27 protein-coding genes are annotated in these 20374 nt (G+C 65.8%); 9 read left to right on the top strand and 18 right to left on the bottom strand.

Translation table 11 applies throughout. The features are described 5' to 3' along the window. Positions 1-133 precede the first annotated feature (133 nt). Both AC5P6S_RS06960 and AC5P6S_RS06955 read right to left on the bottom strand, forming a co-directional pair. On the bottom strand, positions 134-403 hold the full coding sequence (locus tag AC5P6S_RS06960; RefSeq protein ID WP_012480276.1) for a hypothetical protein: 270 nt from the start codon (positions 401-403) through the stop codon (positions 134-136). Between the two features lie 56 nt (positions 404-459). After that, positions 460-675: a hypothetical protein gene (locus tag AC5P6S_RS06955; protein WP_044570206.1), complete on the bottom strand. Its 216-nt coding sequence runs from the start codon at positions 673-675 to the stop codon at positions 460-462. A gap of 153 nt (positions 676-828) precedes the next feature. Here AC5P6S_RS06955 and AC5P6S_RS06950 point away from each other — a divergent pair, with 153 nt between their 5' ends. Further along, positions 829-1110, top strand: coding sequence for a hypothetical protein (locus AC5P6S_RS06950; RefSeq protein ID WP_010485730.1), 282 nt, complete (start codon positions 829-831; stop codon positions 1108-1110). On the opposite strand, the gene AC5P6S_RS06945 is transcribed toward AC5P6S_RS06950, so the two are convergent. Then, complete coding sequence (locus AC5P6S_RS06945) at positions 1107-1427, bottom strand: hypothetical protein (protein ID WP_019336574.1); 321 nt, start codon at positions 1425-1427, stop codon at positions 1107-1109. The two genes, AC5P6S_RS06950 and AC5P6S_RS06945, sit on opposite strands and share 4 nt — an antisense overlap. 79 nt (positions 1428-1506) lie before the next feature. Further along, the gene (locus AC5P6S_RS06940) at positions 1507-4158 is read right to left on the bottom strand and encodes an excinuclease ABC subunit UvrA (protein WP_076739993.1); all 2652 of its coding nucleotides are present in this window, start codon (positions 4156-4158) and stop codon (positions 1507-1509) included. A gap of 177 nt (positions 4159-4335) precedes the next feature. On the opposite strand from AC5P6S_RS06940, the gene AC5P6S_RS06935 reads away from it, so the two are divergent. The 3 genes from AC5P6S_RS06935 to AC5P6S_RS06925 all read left to right on the top strand — a co-directional run bounded on the left by AC5P6S_RS06935 (position 4336) and on the right by AC5P6S_RS06925 (position 5411). Beyond that, positions 4336-4614: a hypothetical protein gene (locus AC5P6S_RS06935; protein ID WP_049396017.1), complete on the top strand. Its 279-nt coding sequence runs from the start codon at positions 4336-4338 to the stop codon at positions 4612-4614. 123 nt (positions 4615-4737) lie between these two features. Next, entirely contained in the window at positions 4738-4992 is a 255-nt protein-coding gene (locus AC5P6S_RS06930; protein WP_099561587.1) for a hypothetical protein, read from the top strand. Beyond that, complete coding sequence (locus AC5P6S_RS06925) at positions 4989-5411, top strand: low affinity iron permease family protein (protein WP_005409684.1); 423 nt, start codon at positions 4989-4991, stop codon at positions 5409-5411. The genes AC5P6S_RS06930 and AC5P6S_RS06925 overlap by 4 nt, the downstream gene beginning before the upstream one ends. Before the next feature lie 3 nt (positions 5412-5414). On the opposite strand, the gene AC5P6S_RS06920 is transcribed toward AC5P6S_RS06925, so the two are convergent. Then, positions 5415-6932 (bottom strand): FAD-dependent oxidoreductase, encoded by a 1518-nt coding sequence (locus AC5P6S_RS06920; protein ID WP_099561586.1) that lies wholly within the window; start codon positions 6930-6932, stop codon positions 5415-5417. A 224-nt stretch (positions 6933-7156) separates the two neighbouring features. Here AC5P6S_RS06920 and AC5P6S_RS06915 point away from each other — a divergent pair, with 224 nt between their 5' ends. Then, entirely contained in the window at positions 7157-7387 is a 231-nt protein-coding gene (locus AC5P6S_RS06915; protein ID WP_111196914.1) for a hypothetical protein, read from the top strand. Between the two features lie 9 nt (positions 7388-7396). Here the strand turns inward: AC5P6S_RS06915 and AC5P6S_RS06910 are convergent, their stop codons facing one another. After that, complete coding sequence (locus AC5P6S_RS06910) at positions 7397-7846, bottom strand: BLUF domain-containing protein (RefSeq protein ID WP_099561585.1); 450 nt, start codon at positions 7844-7846, stop codon at positions 7397-7399. Between the two features lie 189 nt (positions 7847-8035). Here AC5P6S_RS06910 and AC5P6S_RS06905 point away from each other — a divergent pair, with 189 nt between their 5' ends. Further along, positions 8036-8296, top strand: coding sequence for a hypothetical protein (locus AC5P6S_RS06905; RefSeq protein WP_224482002.1), 261 nt, complete (start codon positions 8036-8038; stop codon positions 8294-8296). A gap of 7 nt (positions 8297-8303) precedes the next feature. On the opposite strand, the gene ligD is transcribed toward AC5P6S_RS06905, so the two are convergent. Both ligD and AC5P6S_RS06895 read right to left on the bottom strand, forming a co-directional pair. Then, positions 8304-10853 (bottom strand): DNA ligase D, encoded by a 2550-nt coding sequence (gene ligD / locus AC5P6S_RS06900; protein ID WP_235650036.1) that lies wholly within the window; start codon positions 10851-10853, stop codon positions 8304-8306. Between the two features lie 12 nt (positions 10854-10865). Next, positions 10866-11042 (bottom strand): DUF3606 domain-containing protein, encoded by a 177-nt coding sequence (locus tag AC5P6S_RS06895; protein WP_005409690.1) that lies wholly within the window; start codon positions 11040-11042, stop codon positions 10866-10868. 251 nt (positions 11043-11293) lie between these two features. Here AC5P6S_RS06895 and AC5P6S_RS06890 point away from each other — a divergent pair, with 251 nt between their 5' ends. After that, positions 11294-11791 carry a YciE/YciF ferroxidase family protein gene (locus tag AC5P6S_RS06890; protein WP_065183582.1) on the top strand — a complete coding sequence of 166 codons (498 nt, stop codon included), beginning with the start codon at positions 11294-11296 and terminating at the stop codon, positions 11789-11791. A gap of 38 nt (positions 11792-11829) precedes the next feature. On the opposite strand, the gene AC5P6S_RS06885 is transcribed toward AC5P6S_RS06890, so the two are convergent. The 3 genes from AC5P6S_RS06885 to AC5P6S_RS06875 are packed head-to-tail and all read right to left on the bottom strand — an operon-like array spanning position 11830 to position 13788. Next, positions 11830-12564 carry a DNA-formamidopyrimidine glycosylase family protein gene (locus AC5P6S_RS06885; protein ID WP_012480284.1) on the bottom strand — a complete coding sequence of 245 codons (735 nt, stop codon included), beginning with the start codon at positions 12562-12564 and terminating at the stop codon, positions 11830-11832. Further along, positions 12557-13324: a DUF72 domain-containing protein gene (locus AC5P6S_RS06880; RefSeq protein WP_012480285.1), complete on the bottom strand. Its 768-nt coding sequence runs from the start codon at positions 13322-13324 to the stop codon at positions 12557-12559. The genes AC5P6S_RS06885 and AC5P6S_RS06880 overlap by 8 nt, the downstream gene beginning before the upstream one ends. Then, on the bottom strand, positions 13321-13788 hold the full coding sequence (locus AC5P6S_RS06875; protein ID WP_060381042.1) for a BLUF domain-containing protein: 468 nt from the start codon (positions 13786-13788) through the stop codon (positions 13321-13323). The genes AC5P6S_RS06880 and AC5P6S_RS06875 overlap by 4 nt, the downstream gene beginning before the upstream one ends. A gap of 302 nt (positions 13789-14090) precedes the next feature. On the opposite strand from AC5P6S_RS06875, the gene AC5P6S_RS06870 reads away from it, so the two are divergent. Further along, positions 14091-14414 (top strand): KGG domain-containing protein, encoded by a 324-nt coding sequence (locus AC5P6S_RS06870; RefSeq protein WP_005409695.1) that lies wholly within the window; start codon positions 14091-14093, stop codon positions 14412-14414. Between the two features lie 121 nt (positions 14415-14535). Here the strand turns inward: AC5P6S_RS06870 and AC5P6S_RS06865 are convergent, their stop codons facing one another. From AC5P6S_RS06865 to AC5P6S_RS06855, 3 genes are all read right to left on the bottom strand, one after another. Beyond that, positions 14536-15444: a manganese catalase family protein gene (locus tag AC5P6S_RS06865; protein ID WP_060381043.1), complete on the bottom strand. Its 909-nt coding sequence runs from the start codon at positions 15442-15444 to the stop codon at positions 14536-14538. A gap of 37 nt (positions 15445-15481) precedes the next feature. Continuing rightward, positions 15482-16003, bottom strand: a complete 522-nt coding sequence (locus AC5P6S_RS06860) for a ferritin-like domain-containing protein (protein ID WP_495204537.1) — start codon at positions 16001-16003, stop codon at positions 15482-15484. Positions 16004-16162: 159 nt separating this feature from the next. Further along, positions 16163-16471 (bottom strand): hypothetical protein, encoded by a 309-nt coding sequence (locus AC5P6S_RS06855; protein ID WP_239682781.1) that lies wholly within the window; start codon positions 16469-16471, stop codon positions 16163-16165. Positions 16472-16710: 239 nt separating this feature from the next. Between AC5P6S_RS06855 and AC5P6S_RS06850 the strand changes: the two genes are divergently transcribed. Then, positions 16711-17103 carry a response regulator gene (locus AC5P6S_RS06850; protein ID WP_495204550.1) on the top strand — a complete coding sequence of 131 codons (393 nt, stop codon included), beginning with the start codon at positions 16711-16713 and terminating at the stop codon, positions 17101-17103. A 214-nt stretch (positions 17104-17317) separates the two neighbouring features. Here AC5P6S_RS06850 and AC5P6S_RS06845 read toward each other — a convergent pair whose 3' ends face one another. From AC5P6S_RS06845 to AC5P6S_RS06830, 4 genes are read right to left on the bottom strand one after another with little or no spacing between them, the layout of a single operon-like run. Next, a complete protein-coding gene (locus tag AC5P6S_RS06845) occupies positions 17318-18004 on the bottom strand; it encodes a glycosyltransferase family 2 protein (RefSeq protein ID WP_495204536.1) in 687 nt (228 codons plus the stop codon). Next, on the bottom strand, positions 18001-18588 hold the full coding sequence (locus AC5P6S_RS06840; protein ID WP_043033433.1) for a class I SAM-dependent DNA methyltransferase: 588 nt from the start codon (positions 18586-18588) through the stop codon (positions 18001-18003). The genes AC5P6S_RS06845 and AC5P6S_RS06840 overlap by 4 nt, the downstream gene beginning before the upstream one ends. Then, positions 18585-19343, bottom strand: a complete 759-nt coding sequence (locus tag AC5P6S_RS06835) for a PIG-L deacetylase family protein (protein ID WP_032966809.1) — start codon at positions 19341-19343, stop codon at positions 18585-18587. Before AC5P6S_RS06835 ends, AC5P6S_RS06840 begins: the two co-directional genes overlap by 4 nt. Continuing rightward, the gene (locus AC5P6S_RS06830; RefSeq protein WP_005413479.1) at positions 19331-20272 is read right to left on the bottom strand and encodes a hypothetical protein; all 942 of its coding nucleotides are present in this window, start codon (positions 20270-20272) and stop codon (positions 19331-19333) included. Before AC5P6S_RS06830 ends, AC5P6S_RS06835 begins: the two co-directional genes overlap by 13 nt. Between the last annotated feature and the right edge of the window lie 102 nt (positions 20273-20374).

The following is a 20374-nucleotide window of genomic DNA, read 5'->3' as shown; positions in this document are numbered from 1 at the left end:
GGTCGATCCACCATCCCGCAGGCAGCCGGAGCCCTGTGCCCGTTCTATCGTAGATGCAGATCGGAAAAGTCATCGCGTTGCTCCTGAATGACTCGAGCATACGCCTGCGCGATGTCAGGTCCGGATGCGACGCCTAGGGAGATGCCACATCGGCGCGCTTTGCGCATTCGAATACGTGTGCTTCGTCCTGCTGGACCCTGCGGAACGATTCCAGCCAGCCGAACGCTGCACCACGATTGTGAATCGTATCGCCGAGCCTGCCGGTCAGGCACCGTGCGCACTCCATCCCGCCAGGGCTGGGCGCGTGGCAGCAACGGCATTGCGCCATTGTTGTGGTTTTCTCCGGGCGACACTGGTACATGATCTTGGTCATCAGGCTGATCGCCTGGCTTTGTGCGGACATGCACGCTCCCTGTCTGCTGCGGAAGCAGCCGCGCGGCGCGCGGCTCCTCCTGTTCCTCAGCGGCGGGTATCGCCGCCGAGACCGCCCTTCTTTTCATCCGCTGGCTTCGGGCTCTCGCGATCCTTGTTGTCCTGCTGCTGTTGCTGTCCTTGCTTGCCGGGCTCCTCTCCGCCGGGTTCGCCCCCCTCGCCCTGCCCCTGCTGTGCAGGCTGTTCTGCTTCAGCGGACGCGTTGGAGCGGTCATTCCTGTTCTGTTCGGGGACGCTGTTCATTTCGATTCTCCGCCGCAGCAAGTCTGCTGCCGATTGACTGTGGGCGTGTCGCCGTTACGGGAACGTACGGGGACGCGTCCCATATGAACAAGGGTCATGAACAGGCCCGCAGCAACAAGCGTGTACAGTGGAGTTTCGAAAAGGGGTAACGCCATGATCCATGGAAGAAGCAAGCACGTTGTCGACGTCGAGCGCGAGCTGGCCCACTGGAAAATCGCGTTCAACCTGGGCGCCCTGCCCGCGATGAGCTTCCGATATGAAGTGGCGCCCGTTATCCGGCTTGCCTGCGATATCTATGTGAGAGATCCGCATGGCACCCGGTCGGCATGGATCGACGATCTGCAGGGCAGGCTTGCGAAGCGATCGAGCCTGCGCGGCCATCCTGGCGCAGCGGAGATTGCCGATCGGTGCTGGTCCCTGCTTGGCTGCGCCTAGGCGCGGCTGGCTGCGTGATTCCGCTCGCGCATCAACTCATCATTCAGTACGTGGACAATGGACATCACCGCGTCGGCAAGTCCACGAGAATCGCTGATGGATCCGTAGAAGTAGATCCTGGCGCCTTCAATGCGAACATCCGCCAGCTGGAGCTGGGACGCCAGTGCCCTGCACTTGATGAGGAACATCTCTGTCCAGCGAGCGCCCGGCGCCAGATCCAGCAGCGCGGTGATGGCTTCGTCGGTGGATGCGTCTACACGCTCATGCAACAACGGGACATCGAAGCCGACGATTCTTGGGAGCATGGAAGCGTTCACCTGACCATCCTCTCGCTGATGGGCGCTGCGAGTACTCCCACAGTACAACAGAATGCGTCCAGCCCCAGATGAGATGGCGTCAGCTGGCCTGCCCCAGCTCGCGCGCAAGGAACGGCGCAGTCCTGCTTCCCTTGGCGCGGGCCACCTGTTGCGGCGTGCCCTTCGCCACGATGGTGCCACCCGCGCCGCCTGCACCTGGCCCGACATCAATCACCCAGTCCGCCTGTGCGACAGAACGCATATCGTGCTCGATCATCACCACGGTGTTGCCAGCCTCCACCAGCCGTTGCAGCTGCGCCAGCAACCTGTCCGCGTCCGATGCATGAAGGCCGGTGGTGGGCTCATCCAGCACATACAGCGTGCGTCCGCGCTGGCTGCGCTGCAGCTCGGTCGCCAGCTTGATGCGCTGTGCCTCACCGCCTGAAAGCTCGGTGGCCGGCTGGCCCAGCCGCAGGTAGCCCAGACCGATTTCCTGCAGCAACTGCAGCGGGCGGGCAATGGCGTCTTCTTCGGCGAAGAACGCCTGCGCCTGGTCCACCGTCATCTGCAGGACCTCGGCGATGGTGCGACCATTCCACAGCACCTTCAGGGTGGCCTCGTTGTAGCGGGCGCCATGGCAGGTGGGGCACGGCGCATAGACGCTCGGCATGAACAGAAGTTCGACGCTGACGAAGCCCTCGCCTTCGCAGGTTTCGCATCGGCCCTTGGCCACGTTGAACGAAAAGCGGCCCGCGTCGAATCGGCGGCGGCGCGCGTCGGGTGTCGCGGCGAAGAGCTTGCGCACGTGATCGAACAGGCCGGTGTAGGTGGCCAGATTGGATCGTGGCGTGCGGCCGATGGGCTTCTGGTCTACCTGCACCACGCGCTGGATGGCGTCCACGTCGCCGGCCAGCTGGCCCCGCGTGGCTTCGATCACGGTCGGCCCATCCGCGGGCGTGCTGTCGGCGCTGTCGTCCACCGGCTCATGCCCCAGGTGCAGCAGTATCAGCTCGGGCAGCGCTTGTGCCATCAGGCTGGACTTGCCCGATCCGGAAATACCGGTCACTGCGGTCAGAAGCCCCAGCGGCACCTGCGCGTCCACGCCCTGCAGGTTATGGCGATGGATACCCTTCAGCTCCAGCCAGCTGATGACACTGCGCTGCCGGCTGGCGGGCGCAGGCACCTGGTCGAACAGGTACTGCGCCGTGCGCGAATCCTGAACGTCGCGCAAGCCATCGGGCTCGCCACTGTAGAGAACGCGTCCGCCATGCTCCCCTGCCTGCGGGCCCACATCGACCAGCCACTGCGCGCGGCGCATCAGCTCCAGATCATGTTCAACAACGAACACCGAGTTACCGCCGTCGCGCAGCCGTTCCAGTGCGTCGTACAGCGCCTGGCTGTCGGCCGGATGCAGGCCGGCCGAGGGTTCGTCGAGCACGTACAGCACGCCAAACAGCAACGAGCTGAGCTGCGTGGCCAGCCGCAGGCGCTGCAGTTCGCCGGCCGACAGCGTGGGCGTGGCGCGATCAAGTGATAGATAGCCCAGGCCGAGCTCGCGCAGTTGCCGTACACGCGCCATGACCCCGCCCGCCAGACGTTGTGCCGCCAGGCGCTTTTCCTCAGACAAGGCTGAGGTCAGGCGCACGTCGGGTGCGCCTTCGTGGGTCGCGCGGCCACTTGCTGCCCGCTTGGCGCGATCGCGGGGCGTTGCACGCCTGCTGGAACGCGCGCCGTGGCTGTGTGCACTGAAGTCGCCCCGCGCGATGGGCTCGAGCAACGCCGCCAGCTGGTCCAACGGCAGCCGCATGAACTCGCCGATATCCACACCGGCAAAGGTGACCGAAAGCGCCTCCGGTTTCAGGCGCTTTCCGTGGCAGGCCGGGCACAGCTTGCCTTCCATGTAGCGCGACACACGCTTGCGCATCAGGGCGCTCTGGGTGTTGGCAAAGGTGTGCAGCACGTAGCGGCGTGCGCCGGTGTACGTGCCCATGTAGCTGGGCTCCTGCTTGCGCTTGAGTGCGGTACGGGTCTCGGCCGGCGTGAAGCCGGCATAGACCGGCACGGTGGGCGTCTCCTCGGTGAACAGGATCCACTCACGGTCCTTCTTCGGCAGCTTCTTCCACGGCACATCGATGTCGTAGCCCAGCGTGACCAGGATGTCGCGCAGGTTCTGGCCATGCCATGCCGGTGGCCAGGACGCGATGGCGCGCTCGCGGATGCTCAGCGACGGGTCCGGAACCATCAGTGCTTCAGTCACTTCGTAGACATACCCCAGGCCATGGCAGGTGCTGCAGGCGCCCTGTGGGGTGTTGGGCGAGAAGTCTTCGGCGTACAGCATGGGCTGGTGGGCCGGGTAGGCTCCCGCCCGCGAAAACATCATGCGCACCAGGCTGGACAGCGTGGTCACGCTGCCCACCGAGGAGCGCGCATTGCTGGCGCCGCGCTGCTGCTGCAGGGCGACCGCCGGGGGCAGCCCGTCGATGGCATCCACATCGGGCACGCCCGCCTGGTCGATCAGGCGGCGCGCATAGGGTGCGACGGATTCGAAGTAGCGCCGCTGCGCCTCGGCGAAAACCGTGCCGAAGGCCAACGAGGACTTGCCGGATCCCGACACGCCGGAGAACACCACCAGTGCATTGCGCGGAATGGAGACATCGACATTCTTCAGGTTGTGCTCGCGCGCACCACGGACTTCGATGCAGCCGCTGGCTGCGGTAGCACATGACGACTCGCCAAAGGGGGTGTTGGACATCTCAGCATTCCTGCAATCGGTGGGCGGCTCGCGCATGGTGCGCCCGAGGGGGCATTGTCGCTGCTGCGGAGTGAATGGCGCGAGGGCGCCGGAGGTGGGATGCCGTCTTCACCTTCCCTTCGTACGGCGTTGCCCAGCCAGGGGCTAGCGTGGGGTGCCCACACATCGGAGGCCCTCATGCACCCCGACGTACTTGGCTGGGCCGCCACGGCGGTGCTGATGGCAACCCTGATCCGGCAGATGGTGAAGCAGTGGCAGTCGTCCCACCCGGAAGCCGTATCCAAATGGCTGTTCGCGGGCCAGATGACCGCGTCTGCGCTGTTTACTGTCTACAGCGCGATGCTGGGCAGCACGGTCTTCGTGGTGACCAATGCGATGCTGCTGTTGACGGCGGTGGTCGGCCAGGTGATGGCCTGGCGCCGCCGTGGCCGACGCCGGGCTCCCCCACCCTGCTGATTGTTAACGCGCGTTGCCTGAAGGATTGACGCCACGTTGCCCCGCCCTTGATGAGGCCGCTCACAGTGCATTCCTATGCTGGGCCCGCCACCTGCGAGGTGGTGATCAACCTGGAGATGCACCATGCAACGCGACCAGAAAGACCTTCCCCATCCGGACACGGAGGCGCAGCGCCCCGATCCTGTCAGCCCGCTGCAGGCAAAGCTGCACAACCACCGCAATCATGACGAAGCGCTGCAGGAAACCTTCCCTGCCAGTGATCCGATCTCCCCCTTCGTCGCCGCGCCAACGCCGGAAGAGCAGGCCAAGCGCCTGGGTGAGCGGGTCAGGCTGCCAGATCGTCGAACGGATGAGGAGGCCGCGGGAGGTGACGAGTGATCCGGCGCGGCTTCGCCCGGGTCGCGGCCGCGACGGCACGATTGTCCGGCAGCCTGGGCGCATTCGTCGCGGCGCTGGGGGTCATCATCACCTGGGCCGCCAGCGGGCCGGCCTTCCACTTCAATGATACGTGGCAACTGGTGGTGAATACGGGAACGACCATCGTGACCTTCCTGATGGTGTTCCTGATCCAGCATACGCAGAATGCCGATACGGCCGCGCTGCACATCAAGCTGGATGAACTGATCCGGGTCAGCAAGGACGCCAACCAGGAGCTGTTGAACCTGGAGTCGATGGAACCGGCGCACCTTGAAGAGATTCGCCAGCGTTACGAGGCGCTGGCGAAGACCGCTGCAGACATCAAGTCCAAGAAGGAACGCTGCATGCCCTGCGAGGCGGATGCGGCCGCCGAAGCCTGAGGGTCACCGCTGCAGCGGCTGCTCTGCCTGCAGCGGTTCTGGCGTGAGGCCCTGCCGGGCGGGGCCTTCCAGCAGCGCCCCGGTGGCGGAAAAGCGGCTGCCATGGCATGGGCAATCCCATGTGCGTTCATGGCCATTCCATTGGACAACGCACTTGAGGTGCGGGCACAGCGCCGACATCGCATGCAGTTGACCGTGCTCATCGCGGTAGACGGCGGTCCGCTTTCCATCCACGTCCAGCAGTGCGCCACAGCCACGGCTTAACTCGCTGGGCGAGTGCGACGGCGCAGCACCAAGGCGATCTCCCACCATGTGCCGTGCAACCGTGCCATTGGTACGGGCCCAGCCGGCCGCCGAACGCACTGGCGTGAAGCGCATGGGGCTTAGCAGCTTCTCGATCTCGCTGGTCGTGCCCATGATTCCCTCGGTGATCGCACGAGCGGCCACGCCCGCCCAGGTCAAGCCATCGGGACCATAGCCGGTGGCGACCCACACATTGTCGTGCGCGCTGCTGCCGATGTAGGGCAACTGGTCGGCTGCACGGAACTGCTGCGCCGACCAGCACAGCGGCTCGCCCTGCACGGTGAAGTTGCGACGCGCGTCGGCGACCAGATGCTGTGCCGGATCCATCACCGGGGTTTCGCCGGTGCGATGTGTCTCGCCGACCAGCACCAGCCAGTCGCGGCCATCAGTACCGCGCACCCCGCGCATCGAGCGGTGCCGATCGGCGATCCAATGAATACCTGCCGCTGGCGGATTGGCAACCGCCACCGCCACGCCGTACTCGCGGTACACCTCCATCTCGGCCTGCACCAGGTTGAACCCTGCTGGCGAGTGGGTGGCGAGCACGAAGTGCCTGGCATGGATGCGGCCGCCAAGGGCGGTGGCAACGCCTGCTGATGCCTCGATGCTGTTGATCTGGGTCCAGTCGTGGATGCGCACCCGGCCCACCAGGTGTCGCGCCAGCTCCCTGCAGAAAGCCGCCGGATCCAACTGCGCCTGATCGGGAACACGGAACGCGTGGCCCAATGCGAATGGCAGCCCGGACTGCTGGTGTTCGCACTGCAGGCCTACGCGCTCATAGGCCTGCAGCTCACGCTCGAATCGCGTCGTGACCTCGCGCGTACGCTCCTGCATGCCGTACTGCATGGCCACGCGTTCGAAGCCGCAACGCAGATCGTAGCGATGAACCAGCGTCTCGATGGCGCGCAGCGCCTGCTGCCGCCACTGCACGATGCGACTGGCCGTGTCGCCGCCCCAGCGCGAGACCAGTTCTGCCTGCCGGGAGACGGGCGCGTAAAGATTGCCCGTGGACATCACCGTATTGCGCCCGCCGATGGGCCCTGCATCGACCACCAGCACATCCAGGCCGCTATCCGCCAGGCGGGCCGCTGTCAGCAGGCCGGTCATGCCGGCGCCCACCACCAGCACGTCCGCGTGCGTCGTGCCGGCAAGGGGGCGGAAGCAATGCGACTCGGTGTCAGTTGACCATAAGCTGGCGCGCGGGAACGGTTCGGACATGAAAGGGATCCTTGCAGCTTCAGCTGGGAGGCCTCTCTGATACGCCTTGCCGGGTGAAACGAGGGTGGCGTGGCCGTGCAGATGATGCTCACGCGCTGCCACGATCAACGCCATGGTCAAGACCAGGTGAGCGTTGCGTGGACTACACGCCTGTGTCGCCTCTGCGAACCGCAACTCTCTGCTTGCAGCGTGGTCGCTAACGTGCCTGGAAGGAGGATCAGGCAGTGAGCACGCACCTGGAAATCGATCTGATGATCGCGCAACTGGACGAACTGCTGCCGACCTGGGCAGCGTTCTACCCCGAGCAGCAGTTCGTCCGCATGCTTGCCGAGGCACTGGACTACATTGCTACCAGTGCAGACCCGGAGGCCCGGCTGTATTGCGTGATGCGCACCGGGCACCTCAACGTGTGCAGCGGAGAGATTCCATGGGCGGCGCGCTATGGAGGCCGCTAGGCCGGTGGATCACGCCGCAACCGCGTAGGGTTCCACCAACCTGGCAAGGATATCCATCGCCGTCTCGGTTGGCCCATCGTCACCGCTGTGCTGGGCGAACCCTGACCAGTCCGCGCGGGCAAGAAGCTTCAACTGCTCGGGTTGGGTGGGCAGCCAGCGCATCGGCCAGAACGGGAGCCGCCGGTTGCCCACCCTGCCGCGCTGCAGCTCGATGAGCCCGGTATGGCTGGAGGCGCCCACCACCCGCGAATACGCCACCCTCAAGCCGTCTTCGGGCCCCTCCATGTACTGCAGGAAGCGGCTGCCGTCGAACAGCAGGACGCCGGTAACGCCGGCACTGCGGTTGAAGCGGGCGGCATCATCGACCAGATCGTCGAGCTTTCCGCTGCCCAGGCCGAACGGATCACCAGCAACGGCTGGGCCCGCTTCGCTGACGTATGCGACTGCCCTGATCGGCATTGGCTGCTCCTGTAGCGAATCCCCCCAGATTCCGTGGCCGTAGGATAGGCCACCTGCGCCCCGCAGTTGTTCCCATCATGTGCATTTTGTGAATCAGTTGGGTTCCAGCTGACAAACGGCATGCAGGACGCCTACACCCCCCATGCCATGGATCGTTTACGCTTGGGCCAGATGACTCGGGAGCGCCCCATGCCCAATACCGGCCTTTTCCATGTTCTGGAGCTGGACGCTGTTTCCGGCGTGCAGGGTATTGAGCGCGTCAGGTCCATTCGCGTGCGCTGCAACACCTGCGGCGGGATTACACAGTTGTCGGGGGACGCGTTGGGGGCGGTGCCCGGTGGAACGACGCTGGTGTGCGGCGCTTGTCCTTCGCGCCAGACGGTCAGCAACGCGCGGCTGGTCGAATGCGATCATGTCCTGCCCGGCAGCGCCCAGGGATCCGACGCGTAGGCGCGGGCTACGGGTCTGCCTGCGCCCAGCGCGCCAGATTCTGTTTCACTTCCCCGATGCCGGCCCAGGGGTCTTTGCGCCGCCGCTTGAGCTTTGCTGGCACGTCCTTGATCGTGAACGCGTCTGCGCGCTTGAGTTTCGCCAGATCGCCCCAGGCGATCGGCAACGCGACCGGTGCGCCCGGCCGCGCCCGCAGCGAGTAGGACGCGACTGCCGTGGCACCGCGCCCGTTGCGCAGGTAGTCGACGAAGATCCGCTTGTTGCGGAGGCTTTTGGTGGCCGTTGCCAGGAATCGCTGGGGCTCGGATTGCGCCAGCGCACCGGCGAAGCCCTTCGCAAAGCGCTTGGTCAGGTCCCAGTCGCATCCCGGGTTGAGCGGCACCACCACGTGCAGGCCCTTGCCGCCGGAGACACGCAGGAACGATTCCAGCTGCAGCTGCGCCAGCAGTCTGCGGATGTCGATTGCCGCCTTCTTGACCTCGGCAAAGGGTACGTCCGGTCCTGGATCCAGATCGAACACCACCCGGTCGGCCTTGTCGGGCGCTTCGGCGTGGCTGCCCCAGGGGTGGAACTCCAACGCGTTGAACTGCACCAGTTCAAGCAGGCTGGCCGCGTCACGCACCACCAGGTAATGGGCGTTGATGCCGCTTTCCTCCTTCAGCCTTACCGGATCGACCAGTTCCAGCCCGGCTGTGTGGTGTTTCTGGAAGAAGCAGGGTTTTGCGGTGCCACTGGGGCATCGGATGATCGACAGCGGGCGATCAACCACCTCGGGCAGGAGGTGCTCCATCACTGCTGCGTAGTAGTCCCATACCTCCTGCTTGGTGTAGCCATCGCCAGGAAACAGGATCTTGCCGGGGGACGAAAGCGCGGGCGGTGTGCGGCCGGTAGCGGGTGATTTTTTCGCCCTGCGCCCGGGTCGCGAGGGTGCATGCGTGCCACCCGCAGCCGGGGCCTTTCCGGCGCGATCGGAATCTTCGAGATCGGCGATGTCCTTGTCCGCCCGTACCGCCTTCAGCGATGCCTGGCGCAACAGCTTCTGCCCGCCAATCCCGCGATAGAAGACCTCCACCACGAAACGCGGTGCGAACCAGGTCGCGGCGCGAAGGTCGGTGTCCTGGGTGGGCACGTGCGCCGTCGGCTTGCGGCCGCCGCCGCCTTCGATGCGCTTGCTGACTTCGCCGATCAGTTCGTCCGAGAACCCGGACCCGACGCGGCCGACGTAGAGCCAGCCATGTTTCGGGTCTGGCCGCGCCAGCAGCAGCGAGCCGAACCCGGTGCGGCTGCCTTTCGGCGCGGTGTATCCGACCACCGCGAACTCGTCGCTGGCCAGCTGTTTGGTCTTTCGCCAATCCTCACTGCGGCCGCTGTGGTAGCTGCGATCGGCGCGCTTGGAAATGATGCCTTCGAAGTGCTGCTCACCGGCCAGGCGATAGGCCTCGTCGCCATCCCCCTGCACATGCGAACTGAACGCCAATGGCCTGCCCTGCCCCTCCAGCACGGAGTGCAGCAGGGCTTTGCGTTCCAGCAAGGGCGCATCGGCGATGTCCACGCCATCAAGATGCAGCAGATCGAACAATGCGTACGTCAGGATGCTCTGCCGCTCGCCGGAGAGCGTGGCCTGCAGCAGGTTGAAGTCTTCCTTGGTGCCGGCGCCGGCGATGAGCTCACCGTCCAGTGCCGCCGAGGTGAGCCCCAGTGCCGCGATCGCGTCACGTATTTCAGGCAGCTTGCCGGTCCATTCCAGTGCGTTCCGCGACCACAGCTGCACGTTGCCCTCAGCCACCGTAGCAAGGATGCGGTACCCATCCCATTTGATCTCATGCACCCACTGCCCGCCCTGGGGCGGCGCGTCGCCCAGCTTGGCCAACTGCGGCTCAAACGGTCCGGACGGCGCTGCCGCCTTTTTCGCCTTGCTGAGCGCCAGGGCCTTCTTCGCCCAGTTCTTTCGTCGGGTGCGTTTGGGCGGTACGACCGTGAGTTTCTTCTTCGCGGTCTTTCCTGCCCCGGCACGCTTCAGGTCCTCCGGGGGCGCTACAGCGACATCCGCCAGCAGATCGTCTGCCTCGATATCGCTGGCAAATTCATCGTCGTCCTTGAACAGCAGCCACTGTGGCTGGCGCGCAGGCTTGCCGGAACGGACCAGATGCCATCCACCCTTGAGCTTGGCGCCGAACAGCTCGAAACGTAGATGGCCCTTGGCGAGCTGGGCTTCCGGGTCACCCTGCGTGGCCCACACACCGTGGTCGAACTGGGCGACATGTCCGCCGCCATACTGGCCTTTGGGAATCTCGCCTTCAAATGCTGCGTAGTCGACGGGATGATCCTCCACCTCCACCGCCATGCGCTTGACCTTCGGGTCGTAACTGGGGCCCTTGGGAACGGCCCAGCTCTTCAGCGCGTCACCCACCTGCAGACGGAAGTCGTAGTGCCTGCGGCTGGCATGATGCAACTGCACCACGAAAATGGCGCGTTGGCCTTCTGGCAGCGCCTTGCCCGGTTCGGGCTCCCTGGTCTGGTCAAAACGACGCTTGCGGCGGTACTCGACCAGTGACATGGCAGCTCCGCGCTACTTTCCCAAGTGCTTGCGTACGGCAGCGGCGGTGGGCCCGACCTCGGCGACCGCGGCCCGAAGTTCCTCGGCTGACACACCCAGCGTCGTGGTCCAGTACTGCAGTTCATAGTCTTCGTTGACGTTGATGCGATCCCGGTCCGGGCTGCCGGTGTTCTTCTTGTCATCGCTCATGGGAGTCTCCACGCGTGATCGGGCGTGAAGTGACCGTACAGGCCGGCCCATGGGCGCCAGGCGACGCCACCGTGAAGCGATGGCGAAGGCCTGCCGGTATCGGGACTTCGGCAGGCGGGCGACAGACGCCACCTCGTGAAGACAACGCGCAGGGCTCGCGTTGGCGTTCACATGCCGCCTTCACCTGGCCCCCGCCTGATCGCAACCGGGCGGGACCTACTCTGAGCGCTCCACTCACAGCGGAGCCCAGCATGGCTATCAAGACAGCGGAAGACCTGTTCATCCACGAACTCTCGGATATCTACAGCGCCGAAAAGCAGCTGACCAAGGCCCTCCCGCGCCTGGCCCGTGCGGCCGAGAACCCTGACCTGGCCACAGCGTTTGAAACGCACCTGGAAGAAACCCAGGGCCAGATCGAGCGCATCGACCAGGTGGTGGAGGTTCTCGGCATCCGGCTGAAGCGCATCAAGTGCGCGGCAATGGAAGGTCTGGTAGACGAAGGCAAGGAAGTGATCGACAGCATCGACAAGGGCCCTGTGCGCGATGCCGCCCTGATCGGCGGCGCGCAGAAGGTCGAGCATTACGAGATCGCGTCCTACGGCACCATCGCCGCGCTGGCCAAGCAGCTGGGCTACAAGGACGCCCTTCCGCTGCTGCTGGAGACGCTTGAGGAAGAGAAGGCCACCGACGAGAAGCTCACCCTGCTGGCCAAGGGCGGCGGCAATGCCAAGGCGGCACAGGCCGCCTGATTGACGCGCCCGGAAGCCGGCCGCCATGGACGGCGGCCTCAGGGTTCGTACAGCACCTGGTCGTTCGGGCAGAAGAACGTGCGCCGCCGGGTGGTGCCCATGTAAAGCTTGCTGATCGGGCCGCCGCATGCCGGGCAGATCCTGCGCGTGTGTACCTGCCAGTGCTTCTTCAACTCGAAACGGCGCTTCCACTGCAGGAAATCAAAGCTGTAGGCGCGGGCCTGCGTGATCAGCGCGGTGAGCCTGCGCGGTGGCAGGTCGCCCAGCCGCGTGGCGGGGTGCACGCCTATTCGGAACAGAACCTCGTTCTTGATGATGTTGCCCACGCCGGCAAAGACCGTCTGGTCCAGAAGCGCATCACAGACCATGACGTCCGGCATTGCCTTCAGCTTGCGCCGGGCCAGCTTCGGATCCCAGGCATCGTTCATCACGTCCGCGCGCCAGTCGTAGACCTCGTCCAACGGCTCGTCGATCAGCCGCACGGAACACGCATAGAAGTTCAGCTCGCCATTGTCGAACCGCAGGGATACACGCGGCGGGGTTGGCTTCCGTTCGTCGATGCGCCAGCTGCCGAACATCATCAGATGGATGCGCAGTGTGTGGCGGCTGAATTCCAGCAGGAAGTGCTTGCCCCAACTGCGGACCGCCTTGACCCTTCGGCCCTGCAGCGGCGACAGGTCGACCCGGCTGTTCCCGGAGACGGCGCGGACCACGTGCCCCTTGAAGTGGCTCGCTGCTTCGCGCAGCAGGACGATCGAAGGGCCTTCAGGCATGTTCCTTCTCCTGCAGCAGCGCCTGCAGGTGCAGGGCGTTGCCGGTGGCGTGACCCAGTGCGGTGTTGTCCAGTACGAACCAGGCGGGTCGTTTCGCCTCGGCCTCGGCCAGCAGCTGCCGCGCAAGGTGGGCAAGGGTGGGTTCGTCGTAGGCGCTGCGATAGATCTGTGGCTGGCCGTGCCAGCGCCAGTAGCTCCACGCGCGGTCACCGCCGGGCGTCGCTGCCGCCGGCACACGTGCCGGATCCGCGGCAACCCGTGCCACGCCATGCGCGCTCAGAAGCGCATCCACTTCCGGCGTGAACCAACTCGGGTGGCGCGGCTCGCACGCCACATCGGCCTGGGTACGCGCGCGCAGGCCCCGCAGGAATGCTCTGGCCGTGGCCGTGTCGTACACCAGGCTCGGCGGCAACTGCAGCAGTAACGGCCCGAGCTTTTCACCCAGCTCCAGCACGCCTTCAAGGAACCGCTCGAGCGGTTGCATTGCGTCGCGCAGCCGACGCTCATGGCTGATCTCTCGCGGCAGTTTCACCGCGAACCGGAAGCCCTCCGGCACGCTCGCCGCCCATCGCGCATAGGTCCTGGCCTGGTGCGGTCGATAGAAGGATGAGTTGATCTCCACCATCGGCAGGCGTGTGGCGTAGCGCTGCAGCGCGCTGTCGCCCGCGCCGAACGCTTCCTGATCCGCGCGCGGCAGCGACCAGCCCGCACAGCCGACACGCAGTGGAGCGGATGCACGCGGGGCGTCCGCCGCCGTCATCGTACCAGCTGCCCGTACGGTTCCAGGGTCTCTCCCGCACCTGCATCCGTCTGCAACTGTGAGACCGACAGCAGACGATCCAGTGCACTGGCGCCCGACTCCAGCGCCGACGCGCTGCGCACGAAGCCGGTCCAGTCGGAGATGGCGATCTTTCCCAGCGCGAGCTCATCCACCCGCACGCTGCGCATCCGCCAGTGCGGAAACTGCCGGCGCCCCACCCTGCCCCGGTTCAGCTCGACGATCCCACTGTGGCTGCCGGCCGCGAGAATGCGCGTGTACGCCGCATTGGTCCCGGCCTCCGGGCCCTCCAGATACTGCAGGAAGCGCGAGCCGTCGAACAGCAACGTGCCGGTGACATCGACGGATTCGTTGAACTGCACCGCTTCGGCCACAAGCCGTTGCAGCCGCTCTTCGGTCAGGCTTCGGGACGCTTCACTCACATAGGCAATCGCACGAAAAGGCATGGCACCACCGGTTGTTGCAGACAGCTCTACCTTAGCGACGCGGGTCGTATGTGCAGTGAGGCCGGCGTAGAGGCTGCGTCGAGTTGAGGCGCGGGCCCGCCGCATCGCCTTGACACGTGCTCGAGCGCGGCGGGCGCGCCTGCGGGCGCACACGCGCGTGCACCACGTTTCGTGGAGACCGGATGAGGAATCGTGGGCTTCCGGATGACGCCACGTTGGCGGTCATGCCACCGCGGTCTAGCGCCGGATCTGGAAGATGGTCCCTGCCGCCAGTCGGGCGGCTCAACCCAGGGAGACTTTCCATGGCCAACCAGAACCAGAACCAGGGCAACAGCAACCGCGGTTTCGCTTCGATGGACGAGGACAAGCAGCGCGAGATCGCCGCCAAGGGTGGACGTGCCGCGCACGAATCAGGCAACGCCCATGAATTCAGCTCGGAAGAAGCACGCGAAGCCGGCCGCAAGGGCGGCGAAGCGGTGAGCCAGGATCGCCAGCACATGGCGGACATCGGCCGCGAAGGCGGCCAGAACAGCCGCGGGGGTGGAAACCAGGGCGGTAACCAGGGCGGCGGGCAGCAACAGCAGGAACGCGGCGGCGGTAACAACCGCGGTGGCCAGCAGCGCTGATCGCGGCTGAAGCCAGATGCACCTCTTCGTGGGCGGACGTGATGTCCGCCCACTTTCGTACGCCTTGACGCTGATCAAGGGCTTCGCCACTGGGGCGCCGCAGATGGGCGCCCCAGCTCTTTCACGGCTCGCGTGGTGGCAGGTCCAGTGCTCCCGCGCCCGGGCCGGCCCCCAGCTCGGCCCCGGTGGTCGGCCGCGCTTCCGGGTCGGAGAGTGTACGCAGGGCCATGGCCTGCACCGCCGCTTGTTCGCGCGCGTCCAGGTCCACCGTGCCGCCGCCGTCGCCACCATCCACAGCGGTCTGTGCCTCGCGGTCGCTGACCCGCTCCCATAGCTCGCCGCTGTTCCAGCTGCCCTGCAGGTCGTCGGCGCCGTCGCCCTGCGACATGTCCATGTACAGATCGGTGAACGCAGGGTCCCCCGGCAGCTTGCCCGGCGGGAAGTTGGGCTGGATGCTGTGCAGCGCCTTCTCGAATGACTTCATGTGCGCGATCTCGCGCGCCATCAGGAAACGCAGCGCATCCTTGATACCGGGGTCGTCGGTGACGTTGATCAGGCGCTCATACACCAGCTTGGCGCGCGCTTCCGCAGCGATGTTCGAGCGCAGATCGGCGGTAGGTTCCCCGATCGAGTCGATGTAGGCCGCTGTCCACGGCACCCCGCTGGAATTGACCAGCGCCGGCCCGCCACCGTACAGGATCTGCTCGGTATGGCTGGTGCTGTTCTGCCCCAGCAGCCGCATATCCTCGGCCTCGGCAAGCCCTTCGGACTGAATGGCCTTCGGCCCGCGGTTGAGCATGGCGATGATGGTGCCGATGATCTCCAGATGGCTGATCTCTTCGGTGGCGATATCCATCAGCAGGTCCTTGCGGCCTGGATCGCATTCGCCGAGTCCCTGGGTGAAGTAGCGCATGGCGGCAGCAAGCTCGCCCTGCGGGCCGCCGAACTGTTCAAGCATGAGGCTGGCGAGCTGCGGGTTGGATTCGCGCACGCGCACGGTGTACATCAGCTTCTTGTGATGAAAGAACATGGGGTTTCTCCAATGGCTGGCTGTGCTGGCTTCGGGGTCAGCGCTTGGCTTGCGCGCCCGGCGTTTCGTCGCGATTGAGGAACGCACCGACCAGGCCGTCCTGGTGGTCTTCCAGCCAGCGCGCCATGGCGATCTCTTCCTGCAGGATCTGGCCACAGACTGCGGCGATGTCCGGCGCTGCGGCACGCTCGGCAGCAATCACCAGCGCCCGGTAGGTGGCGATCTCGGTGTTTTCGAAGCCGAACGAGAGCCCCACGCTCTTGACCACCTCGTCTTCCATCAGGCTTGTGCCGGCCGCATGGAGAGCCGCAGTCATGCTGGCGAACAGTCCCTTGGCGGTCGGCACGCTTCCTCCACGCGCTTCAATGCACTGGCGCAGCGAGGCGGCCTGCCCCTGCGTCTCCTGGACGTGCTGGGCGATCCGTGCAGCGAGGTGGGGATAGTTCTGGATCCGCGAAGCCATGGCCTTCATCATGGTCTCCGCCTCCTGCTCCATGGCGTAGGCGTCCTGCAGCCACTTCAACAGGCGCTCGCTTCGGGCGTTGTTCTGGTCTGCCATTTCGTTCTCCGGTGCGGGGCGACATGCCTCCGGAGACCATGGTGGAGCGCCGGCAATCACCGCCCTGTCGGCCGCTGTGATCCGCCGAAGCTCGGCGCTGCACGCAGCGCTGATGCGGCGATAACAACATCCGCGTCCCCTTGCTGGACCCGGGCGCTCTCAGTTCGCCAAGGCGCTGGATACGCCTACGTTGACTGCAGGGCGCTGGCGCCTGGCGTTCGAGGCGCCCGCGCCCTCTGCCGCCATCACGGCCTGCATGACCCGATGTTCAGCACGATGCGCGCCGCCGTCCACGCCCACGACATAGACAAAGCGCCCATCAAACTTGGCCTGTGCACCGTCCAGGGCGTCGTCGGCCAGCAGCGCTCGCTTCAGCGACTTCATCCATGTCCGATCAGGCGTACGGTCCAGTTCCACGACAATGGCGGCGCCGCCACAATCGAGCGGCATGCACTCGATACGCAGCACGCCAGGAGAGGCCGCTTCGGTTCCGGATTGAGGCATGACAGAAACTCCGATAAGGGGTCGGCGGCAGTATCCACAGTGCATGCCAAGAAGCCGTCAACGAAATCCATAACGCCTTCCACGCCTCCTCCACGAGGTTGGCCACGCGCGCAGAGCTTCGCGCCGGACTGACAATGCACACGCAGGATCTTGATGCAGCACAGCAGAAACTGGTGTTCCCAGGACAACACAGGCATGAACGCATGCAATCCGCAACCGGCCAGCGCAGATGCAACCTGCTGCTGGTGGAAGACCAACTCGACCTGGCCGCACTCATGGAGCACGCCCTTGAGGACGTCGGCGATCAGGTGACGCATGCCTACAGCGTGTTCGACGCTCTCGGGCTGCTGGACACCCAGCGGTTCGACGGCGCCGTGCTCGATGTCGAACTTCGCGACGGTGTGGTCTTTCCCGTCGCTGATCGCCTGGCAGAACTCGGCATCCCCTACCTGTTTGTCTCTGCGGTCTACGACCAGGTGGTGCCGCAGCGCCACCGGCGCGCAGCCTTCGTGGCCAAACCGTTCCATGTGAGTCAATTGCAGGACACGGTCCGGCGCGTGCTGGGCGATACCTGCGCGCAGCCGCCCGCGCATTGACTCCATACAACCGTCACCCCAGGTACGGGGCCACCACCAGGCTCAGCTGGCGCAGCGCGCCACCACGGGAGAGCCCATCCCAGTTGCTGCGCGCCACGCTGCGGATCTCGGAGTAGGCAGGGATGAGGGCCTTCGTGGCCTGCCCTGTCCCGACGCTTTCCTAAACCGCACGCCCCGATAACACGGGGCCCTTGCGTGACGGAGTGGCTGACCCTCAGGTGATCAGGGCGGGTGCTTCCGCGCCAGAGCGCTCGCCACCCAGCGCCGCCAGATAAGCGGAGAATCCGCCTGTAGCGCGCCCCTGCAGACGCGCACTTGTCATCACCACGGGAGCGCCGGCCCATCGCACCACCGCACCGCAGCGTTGCAGCGCTCTGACAAGCGCCACGTCTTCACTGCAGTGCAGGGGAGCAAAGCCGCCAACGGCCCGATAGGAACTGGCAGAGACGCCGAGGTTGGCACCGTGGATGCGCCCATGATGGTCGCCCCACTGCTGTCTTGCCTGGAATGCCCTGCGCAGGCGCCGTTCACCCTGGCAGGTCGTCGCTATGTCCACCAGTCCGCAGAAAGCGTCACAACTGCCCTGAACCTGTGCGGCCAGCCACTCGGGAGGCACCTCGCTGTCAGCGTCCGTGCTTGCCAGCCACCTGGCGCCCCGCCCCAGCAGTTCAGCAGCGGCTGCGGCCCGGGCGACACCGACGCAGCGTGCATCCAGCTGCACGCTGCCGACCTGGTGTTGGCGGCAGATGATGCCCGTTGCATCCGTACACGCATCCAGCGCGACCATCACCTCCACTGCTTCGCCGCCGAGGCCCGGGTGAAGGGCCGCCACCCGGATGGATTGCAGGCACCGCGCGATACTGTCCGCCTCGTTGTGGGCGGGTATCAGAACGCCTATCACCGCAGGCCCTCGTTCCGGGCCAATGACAAGGGGCCCCGTGTCCATCCCTGAAGCACGAAGTCCGCATCGCGGTAGTGGAAGGCTTCCTGCAGGCCTTCCCCCAGGCATCGATGCACCACCTCGGTCCGGCTCGCGCGTCCGGCGAACGAGGGCAACCAATGGCAGGCAACCAGCAGGCCGTCATCGCGAAGTGCTTCATCGATGCCACCGCGCAGCTCGCGCAGTGCGCCTGCCCCCAGGTAGTAGCCCATTTCGCCGCAGACGATCAGGTCGAAGCGTCCTGGCGGCCATTGCTCGGGATGGCTGGCGCAATGAACCTGCACGTGCGGCAGATGGGCCAGGTTGCGGCGCGCCTGGAACGCCGCACGTGGGCTGATGTCGGTTGCCAGCAGGCGTTCGCAACGTGCGGCCAGCGCCTCGGTCAGTACGCCGTTGGAACACCCCAGTTCCCAGCCGCGAGCGAACTGGCGCTGGCTGAGGCTTGCCAGCAGCAGCGCACGCTTGCGCTCTTCATACCACCGGCTGCGGTAGCCGAACGGGTCGTCCTGCTCATGCAGGTCATCGAAGTACGGTTGCGCGCTCATGCAAGGAATACCTCGTAGTTTCGGAAGAATCGGGCGAGTACATGTGCGGGCAGCACCGGCGGGCTGTTCAGGCCCGCCACGTCGCCGGTCTGCGTACGGAAATGCGCGATTGCGTTTCGCTTTGCGGACGCCACTGCTGAAATGTCGACCAGCTTCGGAACCTCCCACGCCATATGTGCGCAGGCAGGGTCAAGCCAGTGCCAGCCCCACACCGGGTACTCCAGCCGGTGGCAACCAACCGCCCGCGCGGCGCGGCAGGCAGCGCGTCCTGCCGCTTCGTGATCGGGGTGACCATCAAACCGCCATGGCGCCAGGACCAGGTCGCGCGGTTGCAGATACTGCTGCAGCCAACCTTCCAGCCCCTGCTCATGCGCGCTGACCGCGCCGTCGGCGATACCCAGGTGGAAGATGGAGCGAACCGGAATGCCGAGTTCGCCCAATGCCGCGGCAAGCTCCGCTCGGCGCGCTGATCGCAGGCGTTCGGGCGTCCACCACGGCTCGCCCGGGTAGCATGCTTCGCCGTCGGTCACGGCAACGACACTGACGTCGATACCCTGCCCCGCAGCGTGATGCAGCAGTCCGCCACAGCCGAGGATTTCGTCGTCCGGATGCGGCGCGACCACCACCATGCGGTCATGCCCGCTGCAGAGTGCGGTCGCCGATGTGGTCGGTTGCTGCCAGAGCCAATCGCAGTGCAGCCAGGCCTGCTCCTGGGTTCCTTCCCCTTGCAGGGGTGTCCTGGCTACAGCGCCCATGTTGCCTCCTGTGCTGCACGCTGCTCGCCCAGCCATTCCCAATCGCGGTCGGCGTGGCTCTGGCGAAGGAACACGGTCAGGTCCGCGCAGCGCCGGGCATGGGCGTCCTCCAGGCACATCGGGCCCGGGCCCAGCGCCCGACCCGCCAGGTCCAGCACACGCGTTGCCGCGCGCTCAACGACACAGCGCACGCGCACTACATCTTCGCGATGGGCCAGTTCGGGCGCGGCGTCGATGTGCGCCGCCAGTTCGCGAAGCAGCGCGGCTGCCGGGCCCAGGGCGAGGTCCACTTCACCCAGCAGCCGCGCGCGATTTCCCTCGGTGCAGGCCGGTCGCATGCGCTCGGCCAAAGCGGCCGCTGCACCAAACCAGACCGCCGCGATGCCTGCCCCGCCGTGCCAGAAGCCCGGGCGCTGCAGGTAGTCATCGCGCGTCCCCAGGATCACCATCGGTGCGCCGTCAAAGCGCACCGTGGTGGAAGGGATTGCGGCCATGCCCACGGCAGGCCATGGCTCGCCCGCAAGTGTGTGCCAGTGTTCCGCCGCTACCTGGCATAGCCACACGCCCTGCGGGTTGCGAACCGTTACCAGTGCCGCATCCACCCATGCGCTGCCGGAACACCAGGGTTTGTCACCGTACAACCCACCGCCGGCATCGATGCGAACGGTGTTGGCCGGACCCTCTGCAGCCCACACCGCCAGCAACGTGTCTTCAGCAGGGATGGGCGCCCTCAACTCGGCAGCAATCGCCTGGGCGTCATAGTGGGCCTCCAGTACCTTGGCCAGGCAAAGATCCTCTGCCCCCCAGGCTGCCAGCGCCTGCCAACGCTGCAGGGTCTGGCCGCCACCGGGCAAAGGCAATGCCGGTTGCTGCACCAGCACCTGGCGTGCGCGATTGAACAGCGAAGAGGATGACGTCACATCCTGCATGGGTGGCAGACCTGCAATGGAGATACGCCATGAACGTAGGCGGCAGGCGGTCACATGCCTGTCTTGATGGCGTGGCGGGCACATGAATGCCCGGTACCATGA

This window comes from Stenotrophomonas sp. YJH_SMC_119 (genome assembly GCF_059368315.1).
Note: the sequence above shows the minus strand (reverse complement) of the source record. Positions and strands in the feature narration are given on the sequence as shown.

What these genes read in the sequence shown, in the direction of transcription:
- AC5P6S_RS06950 (WP_010485730.1), top strand. Translation starts at nt 829, where the DNA reads ATGATCCATGGAAGAAGCAAGCACGTTGTCGACGTCGAGCGCGAGCTG.
- AC5P6S_RS06930 (WP_099561587.1), top strand. Translation starts at nt 4,738, where the DNA reads ATGCAACGCGACCAGAAAGACCTTCCCCATCCGGACACGGAGGCGCAG.
- AC5P6S_RS06885 (WP_012480284.1), bottom strand. Translation starts at nt 12,564, where the DNA reads ATGCCTGAAGGCCCTTCGATCGTCCTGCTGCGCGAAGCAGCGAGCCAC.
- AC5P6S_RS06935 (WP_049396017.1), top strand. Translation starts at nt 4,336, where the DNA reads ATGCACCCCGACGTACTTGGCTGGGCCGCCACGGCGGTGCTGATGGCA.
- AC5P6S_RS06920 (WP_099561586.1), bottom strand. Translation starts at nt 6,932, where the DNA reads ATGTCCGAACCGTTCCCGCGCGCCAGCTTATGGTCAACTGACACCGAG.
- AC5P6S_RS06835 (WP_032966809.1), bottom strand. Translation starts at nt 19,343, where the DNA reads ATGGGCGCTGTAGCCAGGACACCCCTGCAAGGGGAAGGAACCCAGGAG.
- AC5P6S_RS06880 (WP_012480285.1), bottom strand. Translation starts at nt 13,324, where the DNA reads ATGACGGCGGCGGACGCCCCGCGTGCATCCGCTCCACTGCGTGTCGGC.
- AC5P6S_RS06840 (WP_043033433.1), bottom strand. Translation starts at nt 18,588, where the DNA reads ATGAGCGCGCAACCGTACTTCGATGACCTGCATGAGCAGGACGACCCG.
- AC5P6S_RS06905 (WP_224482002.1), top strand. Translation starts at nt 8,036, where the DNA reads ATGCCCAATACCGGCCTTTTCCATGTTCTGGAGCTGGACGCTGTTTCC.
- AC5P6S_RS06960 (WP_012480276.1), bottom strand. Translation starts at nt 403, where the DNA reads ATGTCCGCACAAAGCCAGGCGATCAGCCTGATGACCAAGATCATGTAC.
- AC5P6S_RS06860 (WP_495204537.1), bottom strand. Translation starts at nt 16,003, where the DNA reads ATGGCAGACCAGAACAACGCCCGAAGCGAGCGCCTGTTGAAGTGGCTG.
- AC5P6S_RS06890 (WP_065183582.1), top strand. Translation starts at nt 11,294, where the DNA reads ATGGCTATCAAGACAGCGGAAGACCTGTTCATCCACGAACTCTCGGAT.
- ligD (WP_235650036.1), bottom strand. Translation starts at nt 10,853, where the DNA reads ATGTCACTGGTCGAGTACCGCCGCAAGCGTCGTTTTGACCAGACCAGG.
- AC5P6S_RS06850 (WP_495204550.1), top strand. Translation starts at nt 16,711, where the DNA reads ATGCAATCCGCAACCGGCCAGCGCAGATGCAACCTGCTGCTGGTGGAA.
- AC5P6S_RS06830 (WP_005413479.1), bottom strand. Translation starts at nt 20,272, where the DNA reads ATGCAGGATGTGACGTCATCCTCTTCGCTGTTCAATCGCGCACGCCAG.
- AC5P6S_RS06875 (WP_060381042.1), bottom strand. Translation starts at nt 13,788, where the DNA reads ATGCCTTTTCGTGCGATTGCCTATGTGAGTGAAGCGTCCCGAAGCCTG.
- AC5P6S_RS06940 (WP_076739993.1), bottom strand. Translation starts at nt 4,158, where the DNA reads ATGTCCAACACCCCCTTTGGCGAGTCGTCATGTGCTACCGCAGCCAGC.
- AC5P6S_RS06870 (WP_005409695.1), top strand. Translation starts at nt 14,091, where the DNA reads ATGGCCAACCAGAACCAGAACCAGGGCAACAGCAACCGCGGTTTCGCT.
- AC5P6S_RS06910 (WP_099561585.1), bottom strand. Translation starts at nt 7,846, where the DNA reads ATGCCGATCAGGGCAGTCGCATACGTCAGCGAAGCGGGCCCAGCCGTT.
- AC5P6S_RS06955 (WP_044570206.1), bottom strand. Translation starts at nt 675, where the DNA reads ATGAACAGCGTCCCCGAACAGAACAGGAATGACCGCTCCAACGCGTCC.
- AC5P6S_RS06895 (WP_005409690.1), bottom strand. Translation starts at nt 11,042, where the DNA reads ATGAGCGATGACAAGAAGAACACCGGCAGCCCGGACCGGGATCGCATC.
- AC5P6S_RS06865 (WP_060381043.1), bottom strand. Translation starts at nt 15,444, where the DNA reads ATGTTCTTTCATCACAAGAAGCTGATGTACACCGTGCGCGTGCGCGAA.